The sequence below is a fragment of the Xanthomonas sp. WHRI 1810A genome, assembly GCF_040202885.1.
Taxonomy (GTDB): Bacteria; Pseudomonadota; Gammaproteobacteria; order Pseudomonadales; family Pseudomonadaceae; genus Aquipseudomonas.
On the sequence record NZ_JBEGED010000001.1, the window covers coordinates 218,338 to 235,532 of the forward strand.

At 61.0% G+C, this 17,195-nt stretch carries 15 protein-coding genes and 2 tRNA genes; 11 read left to right on the forward strand and 6 right to left on the reverse strand.

The annotated features are described in order from the left end of the window. The 4 genes from ABQX22_RS00995 to ABQX22_RS01010 all read left to right on the forward strand — a co-directional run bounded on the left by ABQX22_RS00995 (position 1) and on the right by ABQX22_RS01010 (position 4,641). Positions 1-76 (forward strand) — tRNA-Met (locus tag ABQX22_RS00995). 227 nt (positions 77-303) lie between these two features. After that, positions 304-380: transfer RNA gene (locus ABQX22_RS01000), tRNA-Met, on the forward strand. A gap of 329 nt (positions 381-709) precedes the next feature. Continuing rightward, positions 710-3,355: a bifunctional lysylphosphatidylglycerol flippase/synthetase MprF gene (mprF, locus tag ABQX22_RS01005; RefSeq protein ID WP_349795593.1), complete on the forward strand. Its 2,646-nt coding sequence runs from the start codon at positions 710-712 to the stop codon at positions 3,353-3,355. Then, positions 3,355-4,641: a virulence factor family protein gene (locus ABQX22_RS01010; RefSeq protein WP_349795595.1), complete on the forward strand. Its 1,287-nt coding sequence runs from the start codon at positions 3,355-3,357 to the stop codon at positions 4,639-4,641. The genes mprF and ABQX22_RS01010 overlap by 1 nt, the downstream gene beginning before the upstream one ends. 94 nt (positions 4,642-4,735) lie before the next feature. On the opposite strand, the gene ABQX22_RS01015 is transcribed toward ABQX22_RS01010, so the two are convergent. Then, positions 4,736-6,634, reverse strand: coding sequence for a potassium transporter Kup (locus ABQX22_RS01015; RefSeq protein WP_349795598.1), 1,899 nt, complete (start codon positions 6,632-6,634; stop codon positions 4,736-4,738). Positions 6,635-6,902: 268 nt separating this feature from the next. Here ABQX22_RS01015 and rimO point away from each other — a divergent pair, with 268 nt between their 5' ends. After that, on the forward strand, positions 6,903-8,240 hold the full coding sequence (gene rimO, locus ABQX22_RS01020; RefSeq protein ID WP_349795600.1) for a 30S ribosomal protein S12 methylthiotransferase RimO: 1,338 nt from the start codon (positions 6,903-6,905) through the stop codon (positions 8,238-8,240). 118 nt (positions 8,241-8,358) lie between these two features. Next, complete coding sequence (locus ABQX22_RS01025; protein ID WP_349795602.1) at positions 8,359-8,814, forward strand: GNAT family N-acetyltransferase; 456 nt, start codon at positions 8,359-8,361, stop codon at positions 8,812-8,814. 98 nt (positions 8,815-8,912) lie between these two features. Here the strand turns inward: ABQX22_RS01025 and ABQX22_RS01030 are convergent, their stop codons facing one another. After that, positions 8,913-9,908 (reverse strand): alpha/beta fold hydrolase, encoded by a 996-nt coding sequence (locus tag ABQX22_RS01030; protein WP_349795604.1) that lies wholly within the window; start codon positions 9,906-9,908, stop codon positions 8,913-8,915. 179 nt (positions 9,909-10,087) lie between these two features. On the opposite strand from ABQX22_RS01030, the gene ABQX22_RS01035 reads away from it, so the two are divergent. The 3 genes from ABQX22_RS01035 (at position 10,088) to tsaA (ending at position 12,054) form a co-directional block, all read left to right on the forward strand. Then, positions 10,088-10,798, forward strand: a complete 711-nt coding sequence (locus ABQX22_RS01035; RefSeq protein ID WP_349795606.1) for an rRNA pseudouridine synthase — start codon at positions 10,088-10,090, stop codon at positions 10,796-10,798. Between the two features lie 73 nt (positions 10,799-10,871). Beyond that, positions 10,872-11,333, forward strand: a complete 462-nt coding sequence (locus ABQX22_RS01040) for a DUF1456 family protein (RefSeq protein ID WP_349795608.1) — start codon at positions 10,872-10,874, stop codon at positions 11,331-11,333. 16 nt (positions 11,334-11,349) lie between these two features. Further along, complete coding sequence (gene tsaA, locus ABQX22_RS01045; RefSeq protein ID WP_349795609.1) at positions 11,350-12,054, forward strand: tRNA (N6-threonylcarbamoyladenosine(37)-N6)-methyltransferase TrmO; 705 nt, start codon at positions 11,350-11,352, stop codon at positions 12,052-12,054. A gap of 211 nt (positions 12,055-12,265) precedes the next feature. Here the strand turns inward: tsaA and fpr are convergent, their stop codons facing one another. Further along, positions 12,266-13,045: a ferredoxin-NADP reductase gene (gene fpr / locus ABQX22_RS01050; RefSeq protein WP_268799950.1), complete on the reverse strand. Its 780-nt coding sequence runs from the start codon at positions 13,043-13,045 to the stop codon at positions 12,266-12,268. A gap of 122 nt (positions 13,046-13,167) precedes the next feature. On the opposite strand from fpr, the gene ABQX22_RS01055 reads away from it, so the two are divergent. Next, positions 13,168-14,094 carry a LysR family transcriptional regulator gene (locus tag ABQX22_RS01055; protein ID WP_349795610.1) on the forward strand — a complete coding sequence of 309 codons (927 nt, stop codon included), beginning with the start codon at positions 13,168-13,170 and terminating at the stop codon, positions 14,092-14,094. On the opposite strand, the gene ABQX22_RS01060 is transcribed toward ABQX22_RS01055, so the two are convergent. Continuing rightward, positions 14,095-14,463 carry a diacylglycerol kinase gene (locus ABQX22_RS01060; protein ID WP_349795612.1) on the reverse strand — a complete coding sequence of 123 codons (369 nt, stop codon included), beginning with the start codon at positions 14,461-14,463 and terminating at the stop codon, positions 14,095-14,097. A 104-nt stretch (positions 14,464-14,567) separates the two neighbouring features. Further along, positions 14,568-15,215 carry a response regulator transcription factor ErdR gene (erdR, locus tag ABQX22_RS01065; protein WP_349795614.1) on the reverse strand — a complete coding sequence of 216 codons (648 nt, stop codon included), beginning with the start codon at positions 15,213-15,215 and terminating at the stop codon, positions 14,568-14,570. Between the two features lie 226 nt (positions 15,216-15,441). On the opposite strand from erdR, the gene ABQX22_RS01070 reads away from it, so the two are divergent. Then, the gene (locus ABQX22_RS01070) at positions 15,442-16,362 is read left to right on the forward strand and encodes a DMT family transporter (RefSeq protein ID WP_349795616.1); all 921 of its coding nucleotides are present in this window, start codon (positions 15,442-15,444) and stop codon (positions 16,360-16,362) included. Here ABQX22_RS01070 and ABQX22_RS01075 read toward each other — a convergent pair. Then, complete coding sequence (locus ABQX22_RS01075) at positions 16,337-17,056, reverse strand: tRNA-uridine aminocarboxypropyltransferase (protein ID WP_349795618.1); 720 nt, start codon at positions 17,054-17,056, stop codon at positions 16,337-16,339. The genes ABQX22_RS01070 and ABQX22_RS01075 overlap by 26 nt on opposite strands. Between the last annotated feature and the right edge of the window lie 139 nt (positions 17,057-17,195).

The window sequence follows — 17,195 nt, forward strand, 5'->3', positions numbered from 1 at the left end:
GCGGGATGGAGCAGTCTGGTAGCTCGTCGGGCTCATAACCCGAAGGTCGTCGGTTCAAATCCGGCTCCCGCAACCAACATCGAAGAAGGCCACTCGAAAGAGTGGCCTTTTTTGTGCGCGTGTCTTTTTCGGCGGCAGCTTCCTGAACACCGCCTTATATAGAGGGCGTCGACAGTCGCTGGAATAAAAGCCTTATGCAGCCGCCACTTAAGTGGGCTGATCCACTGGCTCAGGGTATTTCGTGCAGCTTTAGCATTAAAGGTTGACACTTTGGCGTTCGACTGTAGAATGCCGCCACACAGACGCGGGATGGAGCAGTCTGGTAGCTCGTCGGGCTCATAACCCGAAGGTCGTCGGTTCAAATCCGGCTCCCGCAACCAACGTTAAGAAAGAAAGGCTACTCGAAAGAGTGGCCTTTTTTTTGCCTTGGTGAAAAGCACCGAACAGCCCACCCGCCCGGTTGTCACAGGACGACAGGTGGTGGGTATCCGACTGATTGCGACTGTATTTTTCATAGCCCGACAGTTTTCGGTCTTCGTGCCGATAGGGTAGTGATCACCTGAACCTAGACTGAATAGCTGCCGAAACGTTTGTGTCTTATTCGCCCCTCAGACGTTGAAGCGCTAACATCCTGAATTATTTTTTGCGTAGGGATTGGTAACTTGGCTGTATACCTCCATCCTGTCGCGCACGATCCAAGGAGTGATTGATGCGCGCCAACCCGTCAGACAACGATGCCGAAGCAGTCACGGCTCATCCATCACCCTCCCCTGCTCGCCGGCGCCTGCTCGATCTTGTGAGCAAGAACCGTCAGTCCATCGGGCTCGGTGTCACGCTATTGTTGTTCGCAGTGGCCCTGATCGCCTGCCGGCACATGCTGGCCGAGCTGGACATCTATGCCCTGCAGGACTCCCTGCTCAGTGTGCCGGCCCCATCGCTGTTGGGTGCCGTACTCGCCACCGTCGTGGGCTTCATTATTCTGCTGGGCTATGAATGGTCCGCCAGCCGCTACGCCAACGTGGATCTGCCCAGAAAGACCCTGATCATGGGCGGCTTCTGCGCATTCGCCATCGGCAATGCGGTCGGTCTGTCGATGCTGTCGGGCGGCTCCGTTCGCTATCGGCTGTATTCACGTCACGGCCTGGGGGCTGGCGAAGTCGCCCGCATGACGCTGTTTGCCAGCCTGTCGCTGGGCTGTGCGTTACCGCCGCTCGCTGCGCTGGCAACCTTGAGCGACCTGCCTTCCGCCTCCCTGGCACTGCATGTCTCCGTGCCGGTGCTGGCGACGGTGTCCGTGATCATCCTGGCCCTGAGCGCACTGCTGGGTTTTGCGACCTACCGTCGGCGCCTGCCTGAGCAAACGGTCCCGCATAACCTCCTGGTTCGCGCCGGGCGCCGCACCCTGCGTTTGCCAGGCCTGCGCCTGACACTGATGCAACTGGTCATCACCGCACTGGATGTCGCGGCCGCTGCGGTTGTGCTGTACATGCTGCTGCCATCGGCACCGCCATTCGGGGCGTTCCTGCTGGTGTACCTGCTGGCGCTGGCTGCGGGTGTGCTGAGCCATGTACCCGGCGGCGTGGGCGTGTTCGAAGCCATTTTGCTGGCCGCTTTCGCCGATGAGCTGGGCGCCGCACCGCTGGCCGCCGCGCTGCTGTTGTATCGCCTGATCTATGTGGTGCTGCCGCTGCTCGTCGCCTGCCTGGTCCTGCTCTACAGCGAAGCAAAACGCCTGATCTTTACCCAGCAAGCCATTCGCGTGGCCTCGGGTCTGGGCGCGCCGATTCTCGCGTTGCTGGTGTTCCTGTCCGGGGTGGTGCTGCTGTTTTCCGGCGCCACGCCTGAAATCGATACGCGCCTGGAGAGCCTGGGCTTTCTGATCCCCCATCGCCTGATCGATGCCTCGCACTTTGGCGCCAGCCTGATCGGCGTGCTGTGTCTGTTGCTGGCCCAAGGCCTGCGTCGTCGCTTGTCCGCCGCGTGGATGCTGACCACGATTCTGCTGTTCGTCGGTTCGGTCCTGTCGATCCTCAAGGGGTTCGATTGGGAAGAGGCCAGCATGTTGCTGCTGACCGCCTGCCTGCTGGCCATTTTCCGCCGCTCCTTCTATCGCAAGAGCCGTCTGCTGGAACTGCCGTTTTCGCCGCTTTATCTGGTGTCCAGCATTTGCGTGCTGGGGGCTTCGTTCTGGCTGCTGCTGTTCGCCTACCAGGACGTCCCCTATAGCCATCAGTTGTGGTGGCAATTCACCCTGGACGCGGATGCCCCACGGGGTCTGCGTTCAGCACTGGGCAGCGCAGTGCTGCTGGTGATCGTGTCGCTCACCTGGTTGCTGCGCACCGCGCGCCCGGTCATCCACCTGCCCGACGAGGAGGAACTGGCCAAAGCCGCGCAGATCATCAATGCCTCCAACCAGCCGGATGGCGGCCTGGTCCTGACCGGCGACAAAGCCGTGCTGATGCACCCCGACGGCAACGCCTTCCTCATGTACGCCCATCGCGGCCGCAGCCTGGTGGCGCTGTATGACCCCATCGGCCCCACGCAGCAACGCGCCGAGCTGATCTGGCAGTTTCGTGACCTGTGCGACGTTCACCATGCACGCCCTGTCTTTTATCAGGTGCGCGCCGAGAACCTGCCGTTCTACATGGACATCGGCCTGACGGCGATCAAGCTGGGCGAAGAGGCACGGGTCGATCTGCACAAGTTCGACATCGAAGCCAAAGGCAAGGAAATGAAAGACCTGCGCTACACCTGGAACCGGGGTGGTCGCGATGGTCTGTCGTTGGAAATCTATGAAGTGGGGCAAGCACCGCTCGATGAGCTGAAAGTCATTTCCGACGCCTGGCTGACCGGCAAGAACGTGCGCGAGAAAGGCTTTTCGCTGGGTCGCTTCAGCCCGGAATACCTCAAGCATTTCCGGATTGCCATCATCCATTTCCAGGGCAAACCGGTGGCGTTTTCCAACCTGCTGGAGACGTCGCGAAATGATCTGGCCAGCCTGGACCTGATGCGCGCGCACCCCGAGGCGCCGAAGCTGACCATGGAATTCATGATGGTCGGCCTGATCCTGCATTACAAAAAAGAAGGCTACGCACGCTTCAGCCTGGGCATGGTGCCGTTGTCCGGCCTGCAGCCACGACGCGGCGCGCCATTGACGCAACGCCTGGGCTCCATGGTCTTCAGCCGCGGCGAGCAGCTCTATAATTTCCAGGGTCTGCGCCGTTTCAAAGACAAATTCCAGCCTGACTGGGAACCTCGCTATATGGCCGTGCCCGCCGGACTTGATCCGCTGGTGGCATTGGCTGATACCGCCGCCCTGATTGCAGGCGGCCTGACTGGATTGGTGAAACGCTGATGATTCAACGCTACTGGCGGTTTTTGCTCGCTGGCCTGATTATTCTTGCCGCTGCACTGGCAGTCTGGCTGTGGAACCGCCCCGCCCCGCAGGCGACGCTGGAAACGCTGAAACTCGACAACGGTGCCGCACTGATCCGGGCCATCCCGCCGTCGAGCGCCAAGGCCCACGTGGCCCTCGCGGTCACGGCGGATGACGCCTTGAGTGAAAAACAGTTGCTGGCACTGAGCCGTGACGGTTCTGCGCAGATCGTGCAGGTGGTGTTGCCCAAGGACGACTGCACACTGCAGGACCAAACGTTCAAGCAAGCGCTGGGCAAACTCGATAAGCCGGCCACTCTGGTCGCCGGTATCGGCCCGGGCGCGATCATGGCCTGGCGCTGGCTCGCAGCGCAGACCGACGACAAGGCCGTGGCCATCTCCGCAGGTCTCAATCTTGAAGACCCGGGCTGCCACGACAACCTGCCGCAATCGGCCGCGCACGGTCACTGGCTGTCCTCGTGGAACGATTGGCCGGATGACACCGCCGCCAAACTGGTCCGCGACCAGCCCAACGCCGAGACCAGCATCACCGACTACGACATCAAGTTGCCTCAGGTGCTGAACACCGACCTGCGCAAACAATTGGTGGGCGGTAGCGATGATGATGGCGGCCTTCACCTGCCCGTGGTCGAAGTGCCTGCCGGGCAGACCAGCGACACGGTCACGCTGTTCCTGTCCGGTGACGGCGGCTGGCGCGACCTGGACAAAGATGTCGCCGGCGAGATGGCCAAAGTGGGCTACCCCACCGTGGGCATCGATACGCTGCGTTATTACTGGGAGCACAAATCGCCTGAGCAGACCGCCACTGACCTGGCTGATCTGATGGCCCATTACCGGCAGAAATGGGGCACCAAACGCTTCATTCTGATGGGCTACTCGTTTGGCGCGGACGTACTGCCCGCGATCTACAACCGCCTGGACGCAGAGGATCAAAACCGGGTGGACGCGATTGTCCTGCTGGCCTTTGCCCGCACCGGCAGCTTCGAGATTGCAGTGGAAGGCTGGCTTGGCGCAGCAGGCAAAGAAGCGGCCACCGGCCCTGAGATGGCCAAGCTGCCCGCGGCCAAAGTGCTGTGCGTGTACGGCCTTGAAGAGAAGGACGAAAGCGGCTGTACCGAAGCCACCGCACCGGGCGAGAAGCTGCAGTTGCCGGGCGGGCATCACTTCGACGAGAACTACCCGGCCCTGGCCAAACGCCTGATCGACGCCATCAACAAGCGTCAGGGCAAAGTCCCGGCGCAATAACAGCCGTTTGCCCAGCCAAAAAAATCCCCGCACTCGTGAGACTGCGGGGATTTTTATGCGCGCTATTCGGGCGGAGTGGTCAACCGCCCTCGCCTTACATCTCGACCTGGGTGCCCAGCTCGATCACCCGATTGAAAGGCAGTTTAAAGAAGCGCAAGTTGCCGTTGGCGTTTTTCAACATGAACGCAAACAACCCTGCACGCCAATGGGCCATCCCAACCAGCTTGGATGACACCACGGTCTCGCGGCTGAGGAAGTACGTCGTGCGCATGGGGCTGAAGTCGAGCTCCGGCAGATGACACAGCGCAAGGGCCCCAGGCACGTCGGGCTCGTCGATGAACCCGAAGTGCAGGATCACCCGGAAGAAACCTTCGCCATAGACCTCTACCTCGACGCGCTCGCTGGGCGGAACCCGTGGACTGTCCTCGTACACCACCGTCAACAGCACCACTTGCTCGTGCAGCACCTGATTGTGCAGCAGGTTATGCAGCAGCGCATGGGGAACAGCATCGGCCCGGGCAGTCAGGAAAACCGCCGTACCTTGCACGCGGTGGGGCGGCTGCACGCGTATGCTGCTGATGAAGATCGGCAACGGCAGACCGCCCTCGTCAATGCGCTCCACCAGCAACTGCTTGCCGCGCTTCCAGGTCGTCATCAGGATGAACAGCGCAATGCCGGCGATGAACGGAAACGCACCGCCCTGAAAGATCTTGGGCACATTGGCCGCGAAAAACAGGCTGTCCACCAACAGACAACCCACCAGGATCGGCACCGCCAACAACGGCGGCCATTTCCACAGCAACAGCATCACCGACGACACCAGTATCGTGGTGCATAACATGGTGCCTGTCACCGCCACACCGTACGCCGACGCCAGCGCGCCCGACGACTCGAAGCCCAGCACCAGCAGAATTACGCCCACCATCAGCGACCAGTTCACCGCACCGATGTAGATCTGGCCCTGGGCATCGCTGGAAGTGTGCTGGATGAACATGCGCGGGATGTAACCCAGCTGAATCGCCTGCAGGGTCATCGAGAATGCGCCCGAGATCACCGCCTGCGAGGCGATCACGGTGGCCAGCGTGGACAGCGCGATCAACGGCAGCAGTGCCCAGCTCGGCGCCAGCAGATAGAACGGGTTACGCACCGCTTCGGGGTCCTGCAGCACCAGCGCGCCCTGACCGAAGTAGTTCAGCACAAGGGCCGGCAGCACCAGCACAAACCAGGCGCGGGAAATCGGCTTGCGCCCGAAATGGCCCATGTCCGCGTACAGGGCTTCGGCACCGGTCAGCGCCAGCACCACCGCGCCAAGGATCGCCACGCCGATGCCCGGGTGCACAATGAAGAAGCGCACGGCCCACACCGGGTTCACCGCGTGCAGGACCTCCGGTTGCTGGAGGATGCCGTAGAGCCCCAGCGCGCCGAGCACCACAAACCAGGTCACCATCACCGGGCCGAAGAGAATGCCGATCCGCGCGGTGCCGTGGCGCTGGATCAGAAACAGCCCCACCAGTACGACCAGAGAGATCGGAACGACCCAATGCTCAAGCCCGTCGAACGCCAGCTCCATGCCTTCGATGGCCGACAAGACCGAGATCGCCGGGGTGATCATGCTGTCACCGTAAAACAATGCGGCACCAAACAGCCCGAAGACAATCATCGTCGCCTGCAACTTGGGGTATTTGGCGGTGGCTCGCCGGGCCAGCGCCGTCAAGGCCATGATGCCGCCCTCGCCCTGGTTATCGGCCCGCAAGACGAACGCCATGTATTTGAACGACACGACCCAGATCAGCGACCAGAAGATCAGCGACAGAATGCCCAGCACCCCGTCATGGCTGACTTGCACACCGTAGTTGCCGTTGAACACCTCTTTGAGCGTATACAACGGGCTGGTGCCGATGTCGCCATACACCACACCCACCGCCGCCACCAACAAACTCAAGGGTTTGGCCGGATGATGCCCGGTTTCTGCCGAACTGCTTTCGTGACCCATTTACCACTCCTGAAACCATGACCCGAGCGTCGCGATAGTGCGCGATGAGATTGACCCGCGCGCTCACCGAAAAATCCGCTGTGACCCACCGCAGGGGCGAGGGGCGTAGCGCGGCGAAGCATAGCGCAGCACTCGTCGTAATTCTCTGTATAACACTGGTCAATCGAGCGGCTCATCGCTAGAATTGCGCACTTTTTGATCAGAGGCGCACAAAGCGCCCAGTCAGTGTCTCGGCCAACAGCCTGGGCACTCTACGCCGAGGTTAGTCATGTCCATCGTTACCACGCCTTCCGCACCGAAGGTTGGATTCGTATCTCTTGGGTGCCCGAAGGCACTTGTCGACTCCGAGCGCATCCTCACCCAGTTGCGCATGGAAGGCTACGAAGTCGTGCCCACCTACGAAGACGCTGACGTCGTGGTGGTCAACACCTGCGGCTTCATCGACAGCGCCAAGGCCGAATCGCTGGAAGTGATCGGCGAAGCGCTGGCGGAAAACGGCAAGGTCATCGTGACCGGCTGCATGGGCGTGGACGAAAGCGTTATCCGCAACGTTCACCCCAGTGTTCTGGCCGTCACCGGCCCGCAGCAGTACGAGCAAGTGGTCAACGCCGTACATGACGCCGCGCCGCCGAACCTCAATCACAACCCGCTGATCGATCTGGTGCCGCCGCAAGGGGTCAAGCTGACCCCGCGCCACTACGCCTACCTGAAGATCTCCGAAGGCTGCAATCACAGCTGCAGCTTCTGCATCATCCCCTCGATGCGCGGCAAGCTGGTCAGCCGCCCGGTGGGCGATGTGCTCGACGAAGCGCAGCGCCTGGTCAAAGCCGGCGTAAAAGAGCTGTTGGTGATTTCCCAGGACACCAGCGCCTACGGCGTCGACATCAAGTACCGCACCGGCTTCTGGAACGGCGCGCCGGTCCGCACCCGCATGACCGAGCTGTGCCAGGCACTCAGCACCCTGGGCGTCTGGGTGCGTCTGCACTACGTTTACCCGTACCCGCACGTCGATGAAATCATCCCGTTGATGGCCGCCGGCAAGATCCTGCCGTACCTGGACATCCCGTTCCAGCACGCCAGCCCGAAGATCCTCAAGCTGATGAAGCGGCCGGCCTTTGAAGACAAGACCCTGGCGCGCATCAAGAACTGGCGCGAGCAGTGCCCTGACCTGGTGATCCGCTCCACCTTCATCGTCGGTTTCCCGGGGGAAACCGAAGAAGACTTCCAATACTTGCTGGACTGGTTGACCGAAGCGCAGCTTGATCGCGTCGGTTGCTTCCAGTACTCCCCGGTGGAAGGCGCGCCGGCCAACCTGCTGGATGCCGCCATCGTTCCGGAAGATGTGAAGCAGGAACGCTGGGATCGCTTCATGGCGCACCAGCAGGCCATCAGCGCTGCACGCCTGCAGATGAAAATCGGCAAGGAAATCGAAGTGCTGATCGATGAAGTCGACGAGCACGGTTTTGTCGGCCGCTGCTTCTTCGATGCGCCGGAAATCGACGGCAGCGTCTTCGTTGAAAGCGACAAGGACCTCAAGCCCGGCGACAAAGTCATGTGCCGCGTGATCGATGCCGACGAGTACGATCTGTGGGCCGAGACGCTCTGATCGCCTGACGGACGGGCGTTTGCCCATACAGCCCCGCCCCTCAGAACGGCGGGGTTTGTTTTTTGTGGCTATCTTGATGACATAACGCCCTGCACCGCCGCCATGGGAGCCCGGGAACATGCCTCACCCGTCCGTCATCTATTTGCCGAACGCACATGACTTCGCTGAACTGACTCAGGTCTGGGAAGATTCAGTCCGCGCCACTCACGACTTCCTCCCGGACGGCTACATCGCGCTGCTCAAGAACCTGTTGCTTACCCAATACCTGGCCGCGGTCAGTCTGGTCAGCCTGCGTGATTCCAATCTGAAGATCATGGGATTTGCCGGGACCACGGTGGGGAAACTGGAAATGCTGTTCATCGCCCCTGAGGCGCGAGGCCAGGGCTTGGGGAAAAAGCTGCTGAATTACGCCATCGAGCATTTCGACATCCATGAACTGGACGTCAACGAACAAAACCCCCAGGCCCTTGGCTTCTACAGCAAGCAAGGGTTCGAGGTGGTTGGTCGTTCAAAAGTGGACGGGCTGGGACGGCCCTACCCCATGTTGCGGATGCGCTTGCGCAAGCCCCGCTGAACTGTTGGAGCGAGGCTTGCCCGCGAAGGCGGTGGGTCAACCAAGCTGTTCTGGCCTGACACACCGCCGTCGCGGGCAAGCGCGCTCCTACAAGTGGATCAGCGTTTCAGGCTGTCGATCAGCACGCGATTGAACTGCTCGGGGTCCTGAATCTGCGGGGCGTGCCCCAGCCCGGCAAACTCCACAAGGGTCGCGCCCGGAATGCGCTTGGCGACCGCTTTGCCCAGCTCGGGATAATTGCCGAGCTCTTTGCGCAACGCTTCAGGCGCGGCGTCTTTGGCGATAGCGGTATTGTCCTTCTGGCCGATGAGCAGCACCGTCGGCACCTTCAGCTTTTCGAAGTCGTAGAACACGGGCTGATTAAAGATCATCCCGTAGGTCAGCGCCGACGCCCGCGCGACTTCTTCCTTGCCCTTGCCGTTGAACATCCCCGCCTGCATGTCGACCCAGTGGTTGAACTCAGGCCGCCATTCGTTGGCGTAGTACGTCGACTGCTGGTATTTGCGAATGCTGTCGGCATTGGTCTTGAGCTCGCGCGCGTACCAGTCATCGAAGCTGCGATCGGGCACGCCTTTGGCTTTCCAGTCTTCCAGGCCAATCGGGTTGACCAGCATCAACTGATCGACCTTTTCGGGGTACAACAGCGAAAAGCGCGTCGCCAACATCCCGCCCATGGAATGCCCGACCACCGTGACGTGATCGATGCCCAGATGGGTCAGCAGCGCCTCGGTGTTCTGCGCCAGCTGCTCGAAGCTGTAGCTGTAGTCCGCCGGTTTGCTGGAACGGCAGAAGCCGATCTGATCCGGGGCGACAACGCGATAACCGACGGACGTCAGGGCCTTGATGGTGCCCTCCCAGGTCGCGCCGCAGAAATTCTTGCCGTGCAGCAGCACCACGCTGCGGCCATTGGGCGTGCCTGTGGGCTTGATGTCCATGTAACCCATCTGGACCTGTTTGCCCTGAGAATCAAAAGCGAAGTTCTGCGCGGGGAACGGGTATTGAAACCCTTCCAGTTGCGGACCGTAGGCAGGGGGTTGAGCGGCCATCAACGGCAGGCTCACAGTCAATAGCAATGCGGGAAACCACTTGGCCATGTACACACTCCGGGGTCAAAAGCGTCTGGGGATGACGAGCAGACCACAGCCAGCCCCGCTGTGCTCGAAAAAAAGCCCGTGAATGGACGCCCATCTGCGGTGCATTTTCAATGTTGCCGCGATTAACGGCGCATGCACGGGTACAATGGGCGCCTTTCCTCTTTGTAACGGCTTTTCTCATGACTGACCCCATTCGCCTCTCTAAACGCCTGATCGAACTGGTCGGCTGCTCCCGTCGGGAGGCCGAGCTGTTCATTGAAGGTGGCTGGGTCACTGTCGATGGCCAGGTCATCGAGGAGCCGCAATTCAAGGTCGAGAACCAGAAAGTCGAGCTGAGCCCGGAGGCCAAAGCCGATGCGCCGGAACCGGTAACGCTCTTGCTGAACAAGCCTGCGGGCATGGCCGACGATGTCGCGCTCAGTCTGATCACGCCCGGCACCCTGTCGGCGGATCACAGTTTCAGCAAGCGTCCGCTCAAGGGGCACTTTCTGCGTCTGGAACCGATTTCGACTATGCAGGCCAACGCCAGCGGACTGATGATCTTCAGTCAGGACTGGAAAATCCTGCGCAAGCTCACGGACGATCGCAGCAAGATCGAGCAGGAGTACGTGGTCGAGGTCGCCGGAGACATGGTTGCACACGGCCTCAACCGCCTGAACCACGGCATGACTTACAAGGGCAAGGAACTGCCCAAAGTCAAAGCCAGCTGGCAGAACGAGACCCGCCTGCGCTTCGCCATGAAAAATCCGCAACCGGGCGTGATCGCCCAGCTGTGTGAAGCGGTGGGGCTGAAGGTCGTCTCGGTGCGCCGGATCCGTGTCGGCGGCGTGTCGATCGGCAAGGTGCCGGAAGGCCAGTGGCGCTACATGACCGACAAAGAAAAATTCTGACCCTGCCCCACCCTCTTTCAGTGACGCGCGGGTGCTCCGCGCCGCTTAACCCGATTGCCCAGGATCCAACACCATGATGAACAACGATGTACTGCGTAGCGTCCGCTACATGCTCGATATCAGCGACGGCAAAGTCGTGGACCTCATCAAGCTCGGCGGTCTGGAGGTCTCCAAGGCCGACGTCATTGCGTTCACCAAAAAGGACGAAGAAGAAGGCTACGAGCCGTGCAGCGACGAGATCATGGCTCACTTCCTGGATGGTCTGGTGCTCTTCAAGCGCGGCAAGGACGAAAGCCGTCCTGCGGTGCCCACCGAGCTGCCGATGACCAACAACACCGTACTGAAAAAACTGCGTGTCGCCTTCGAACTTAAAGAAGAAGACATGCACGCCATCCTCAAGGCGGCCGGCTTTCCGGTATCCAAACCTGAACTGAGCGCGCTGTTTCGCAAGTTCGGCCACACCAACTACCGCGCCTGCGGCGATCAACTGCTGCGCAACTTCCTCAAGGGTCTGACCCTGCGCGTGCGTGGCTGAAGGCTGACGTCCCCTGATGTCTGACACGTTCAACGTCTCGCCTGTCGGCTACGTGCGTTCCTGCTTCAAGGAAAAGTTCGCGATCCCGCGTCAGCCTCATCTGGCGCCGGCCGCGCGTGGCGTTCTGGAGCTGGTCGCGCCTTTCAATCAGGGCGACGCGGTGCAAGGGCTCGAACAGGTCAGCCACATCTGGCTGCTGTTCGTGTTTCATCAGGCGCTGGAAGACAAGCCGCGCCTGAAAGTCCGGCCTCCACGGCTGGGCGGCAACCAGTCCATGGGCGTGTTCGCGACCCGCGCGACCCATCGGCCCAACGGGCTGGGGCAATCGGTGGTGAAGCTGGAGAAGGTCGAAGCCGGAAGGCTGTGGCTATCCGGCATCGATCTGCTGGACGGCACGCCGGTGCTGGATATCAAGCCCTACGTGCCGTATGCCGACATCGTCAGTGAAGCCACCAATAGCATGGCCGGCGCCGCGCCCGCGTTGATTACCGTGGAGTGGGACGCGACCGCAATGACTCAGGCGCAAGCGCATGGCCTGCGCCTGAGTGAACCCATGATCGAGCTGATTGAGCAGTGCCTGGCGCAGGACCCGCGTCCGGCGTATCAGACGCCGATGCCTGAGCGTCGCTACGGCGCGCAGTTCTGGGACGTGGACGTGCGCTGGCATTATCCGCAACCGGGCCTGATCCGGGTGCTGGAGGTGGTGCTGGCGGGCGCGTGATGCCGACGTCGCCCCGCCAGATGCCGCCCACAAAAAAACCGCCTGGTCCGTGACCTCCAGGCGGTTTTTTTGTCACACGCCAAATTGCAGCGTCTGCACTGGCTTATTCGCCGACAACTCCCCTCCCACCGTCATACAAAAACCGTGGGAGCGGACCTGTCCGCGAAAAGGCCGGATCTGACAACCTCTTATTCAGAGGCTGCAATGGTCATTATTTCTCTACAAACGCCCGCTCAATCAGGTAATCACCCGGCTCACGCATGCGGGGCGATACAGTCAGGCCGAAGCTGTTGAGCACTTCGCTGGTCTCGTCGAGCATGCTTGGGCTGCCGCACAACATGGCGCGGTCATCCTGCGGGTTGATTGGCGGCAGACCAATGTCGCTGAACAGCTTGCCGCTGCGCATCAGATCGGTCAGACGGCCTACGTTCTCGAACGGCTCGCGGGTAACGGTCGGGTAGTAGATCAGCTTGTCCCGCAGCGATTCACCGAAGAACTCGTTCTGCGGCAGGTGCTCGGTGATGAACTCGCGGTAAGCGACTTCGTTCACGTAACGCACGCCGTGGCAGAGGATGACCTTCTCGAAACGCTCGTAGGTTTCCGGGTCCTGAATCACACTCATGAACGGCGCCAGGCCCGTACCGGTGCTGAGCAGGTAAAGGTGTTTGCCCGGCTTGAGGTCGTCCAGCACCAGCGTGCCCGTAGGCTTCTTGCTGATGATGATCTCGTCGCCTTCCTTCAAGTGCTGAAGTTGCGAGGTCAATGGACCGTCCGGGACCTTGATGCTGAAGAACTCGAGATGCTCTTCCCAGTTCGGACTGGCAATCGAGTAGGCACGCATGAGCGGGCGCCCGTTTGGCTGCTGCAGACCGATCATGACGAACTGACCGTTCTCGAAGCGCAGGCCTGGATCACGGGTGCACTTGAAACTGAAGAGCGTATCGTTCCAGTGATGGACGCTGAGGACACGCTCGTGATTCATGTTGCTCATGGTACGTGGGAACTCCTGAAATAGTGCGTGCGCCGGTGAATGCGCCATTGCGCGACATTCTAGTGGCAGACACAATATCTGTTAACTGAATTATTAAGATATGGGTTATCGGTTATATAGATATGCGATTTACGCTTCGTCAACTCCAGGTCTTCGTCGCCGTCGCCCAGCAGGAAAGCGTTTCCCGTGCTGCCGTGCTGCTGTCGCTCTCGCAATCGGCGGCCAGCACGTCAATCACCGAGCTGGAGCGTCAGTCTAGCTGCCAGCTGTTCGATCGCGCGGGCAAACGCCTGAGCCTCAATGCCACCGGTCGGCAGCTGCTGCCCCAGGCTGTGGCGCTGCTGGACCAGGCCAAGGAAATCGAAGATCTGCTCAACGGCAAGTCAGGCTTCGGCTCGCTGGCGGTGGGCGCCACCCTGACCATCGGCAATTACCTGGCGACCCTGCTGATCGGCAGCTTCATGCAGCGCCATCCCGAAAGCCAGGTGAAGCTGCACGTGCAGAACACCGCCAACATCGTGCAGCAGGTGGCCCATTACGAAATCGACCTGGGCCTGATCGAAGGCGATTGCAGTCACCCGGACATCGAGGTGCAAACCTGGGTCGAGGACGAATTGGTGGTGTTCTGCGCGCCGCAGCACCCGTTGGCCTCCCGGGGCAAGGCGAGCCTGGAAGAGCTGACCCGTGAAGCGTGGATTCTGCGCGAGCAGGGTTCCGGCACCCGCCTGACCTTCGATCAAGCCATGCGCCACCATCTCAACAGCCTGAATGTGCGTCTGGAGCTGGAGCACACCGAAGCGATCAAGCGCGCGGTGGAATCAGGGCTGGGAATTGGCTGTATTTCACGGCTGGCGCTGCGGGACGCGTTTCGACGAGGCAGTCTGGTGGCCGTGGAAACGCCGGAGCTGGATCTGGTCCGGCAGTTCTATTTCATCTGGCACAAACAGAAATATCAGACCTCGGCGATTCGCGAATTCCTCGACCTGTGTCGCTCATTCACCGAGGGCGTGCGCCGCAGCGACGAGATCGTGCTGCCCAGCATCGCCTGATCAGCCCAGCAGGATCAGCGCCCAGACGCTGGCGATCATCGCCAGCGCAACGAACTGCGCGGCACTGCCCATGTCCTTGGCGTTTTTCGACAGCGGGTGGCGGTCCAGGGAAATCCGGTCGATGGCCGCTTCAATGGCCGAGTTGAGCAACTCGACGATCAGCGCCAGCAGGCACACCGCGATCAATAACGCCCGTTCGACACGGCTGACGTGAAACAGGAACGAGAGCGGGATCAAGATGACGTTGAGCAGGACCAGTTGCCGAAAGGCGGCCTCGCCCTTGAAAGCTGCTGTCAGGCCGTCGAGGGAATAACCCGAAGCGTTGAGGATACGTTTGAGGCCGGTTTGGCCTTTGAAGGGCGACGACATAAATAAGGCTACTAATCATAAGGACGGTGGAGGCTAATTCAGCGGCGGTCAAAAATGCGTTAAGACCGACGGTCAACTGCCCTGAAACAACCGGTGCCAAGGCATCAGTTGGGGGAAATGGATTCCAGCTGCTGCAACAACAACGCAGCCTGGGTGCGGGTGCGCACGTTGAGCTTGCGGAAAATCGCCGTGACGTGCGCCTTGATGGTCGCCTCGGACACGCTCAACTCATAGGCAATCTGCTTGTTCAGCAGCCCTTCGCAGACCATCGTCAGCACGCGAAACTGCTGCGGCGTCAAACTGGCCAGGCCTGCGCTTGCCGCCTTGGCTTCCGGCGAAACGCTGATGGTTTCATTGACCTGGGGCGGCCACCACACGTCACCGTCAAGCACCAGCCGCACCGCTTGCTGAATGGTCTGAAGGGAGCTGGACTTGGGAATGAACCCGCTGGCGCCGAACTCACGTGACCGTACCACCACCGACGCCTCTTCCTGCGCCGAGACCATCACCACCGGCACTTGCGGGTACTGCCCGCGTAACAGCACCAGTCCGGAGAACCCGTATGCGCCGGGCATGTTCAGGTCCAGCAGCACCAGATCCCAATCCGACTTCTCGTTCAGCCGCGCTTCCAGATCGGCAATGCTCTCTGCTTCGACCAACCGCACGTCCGGCCCGAGCCCCAGCGATAGAGCTTGATGCAAGGCGCTACGAAACAGAGGGTGGTCATCGGCGATCAGGATTTCGTAGGTCATTTAATGATCCTGTTTTTATAAGCGAGCGCTGAAGGATTCAGCCCACGCGGTGGCATCCGGGAATGCCAGTACATACACACTGCGCCAACAGGGACGCAATCAACGCCAGGCAGGCAAAAAAATGCGCGTGCGGTCACGCGGCGCCAAGGATGCCCAGCCAAACCGGGGTGGTCAAGTTTGGCGGTTTACGGCACAGTCTGCGCCCCCTGACCTGTCGAGCCCCACCATGAGAAAACAAGCCATTCGCGCCGATCTGCTGATGCTGCTCACAGCCATGATCTGGGGTTTGGGCTTCGTCGCGCAGACCGCCGGCATGAATCACATCGGGCCGTACCTGTTTTCCGGGCTGCGCTTCGCACTGGGTTCGCTGTGCCTGTTGCCGCTGATCCTGCGCCGCCCGGCCGACGGGCTGCCGTACGAACCGCTGCTGACGCGAGGACTGCTGCGGGGCGGCATCATCATGGGGATCGCGCTGGCGTTGGGCATCAACCTGCAGCAAGTGGGGCTGCTGTTTACCAGCGTCACCAACTCGGGGTTCATCACCGGTTTGTACGTGATTGTCGTGCCGTTGCTTGGCCTGATGCTGGGGCACAGAACCAGTGCCGGAACCTGGATTGGCTGCGTTCTGGCGGTGGTGGGCATGGGTCTGCTCAGTGTGGGCGATAATTTCCAGGTGGCGTCCGGGGATTGGCTGCAATTGATCGGCGCGTTCGTGTGGGGCGGGCACGTGGTGTTGGTGGGCATCTTTGCCAGCCGCCACGACCCGATCCGGCTGGCCTTTCTGCAGTTTGTCACCTGCTCGGTGGTCAGCTTGATCCTGGCGGTCTGCCTTGAACCCATCGATTTGCCGTCCATCGGCGCTGCCCTGCCCTCGCTGCTGTATGGCGGTGTGGTGGCGGTGGGGATTGGCTACACGCTGCAAGTCATCGCCCAGAAAGACGCCATCGCCTCTCACGCCGCCATCATTTTCTCGACGGAGGCGGTTTTTGCAGCAATGGCGGGAGCTTGGGTCTTGGGCGAGTCGCTGCAGATGCGTGGTTACGTCGGGTGCGGGTTGATGCTGGCCGGCATGCTGCTGGCTCAGTTGTGGCCCGGCAAGCATGGCGGCCACCCCACACCGGTCACTGTGGTGACAGAAAGGCTTTGAGGTGCGTGTGTGATGCATCGTTCAGGTCGAGCGGACGTTGGAACTTAGCGCCCAGGTAGTGCGCGCTGAAGACGTTGAGATAGGCATCGAGCACCCCTGCCGCCTGTTGATCCGCCGCCAGTTCAAGGCACAACGCCGCCACTTCGGCCGTACAGAAATGATCATCGCGCTTGGAGCGCCGCAAGCGATACCGGGAGATTTGCTCCGGCTGCAGGCTCAACACCGGCAGGTGGTTCAGGTAAGGACTCTTGCGAAACATCTTGCGGGCTTCGTTCCAGGTCGCGTCCAGCAGAATGAACAGCGGACGCCTGTTGTCCTCAATCTGAACCTGGGTCACCACGCGTTCCGGAGCGACAAATTCCCCCGGGAACACGATGTAGGGTTGCCATTGCGGGTCGCTGATCAAGGCGAGCAATTGCTCATCCACGTCGACCCGCGACCAGCCGAACGCCTGGGTGTCCTGAATCACATCGGCGATCAGCCAGCCGGTGTTGGTCGGCTTCATGGGCTCGGTGTCGTACATCAACAGGCACATGCCGGAGCGGGCCTCGACCTTGGGTTTCCAGGCGCACAGGCAGTAGCTGTCGATCACCCGGCATCGGGCGCATCGAGGCGCGCGGGATCCCCGGGCGATGAATGGCTTGGTGCTGCGGGCCAGGCGCTCGGCCCGCAGGCGGGATACGGCGTGGCTCATGGCGTCGATGTCCGGCGGGCATTCCGGGTGCAGGAGAGGTGGGTCGACACATGAAAGTCCGAGTAAAAAAGTCGGCGGATTCTATCAGAACCGGTGCGCTGGCTGGTGCCTGACGCTGCGGCTCACCTATACTGCGGCG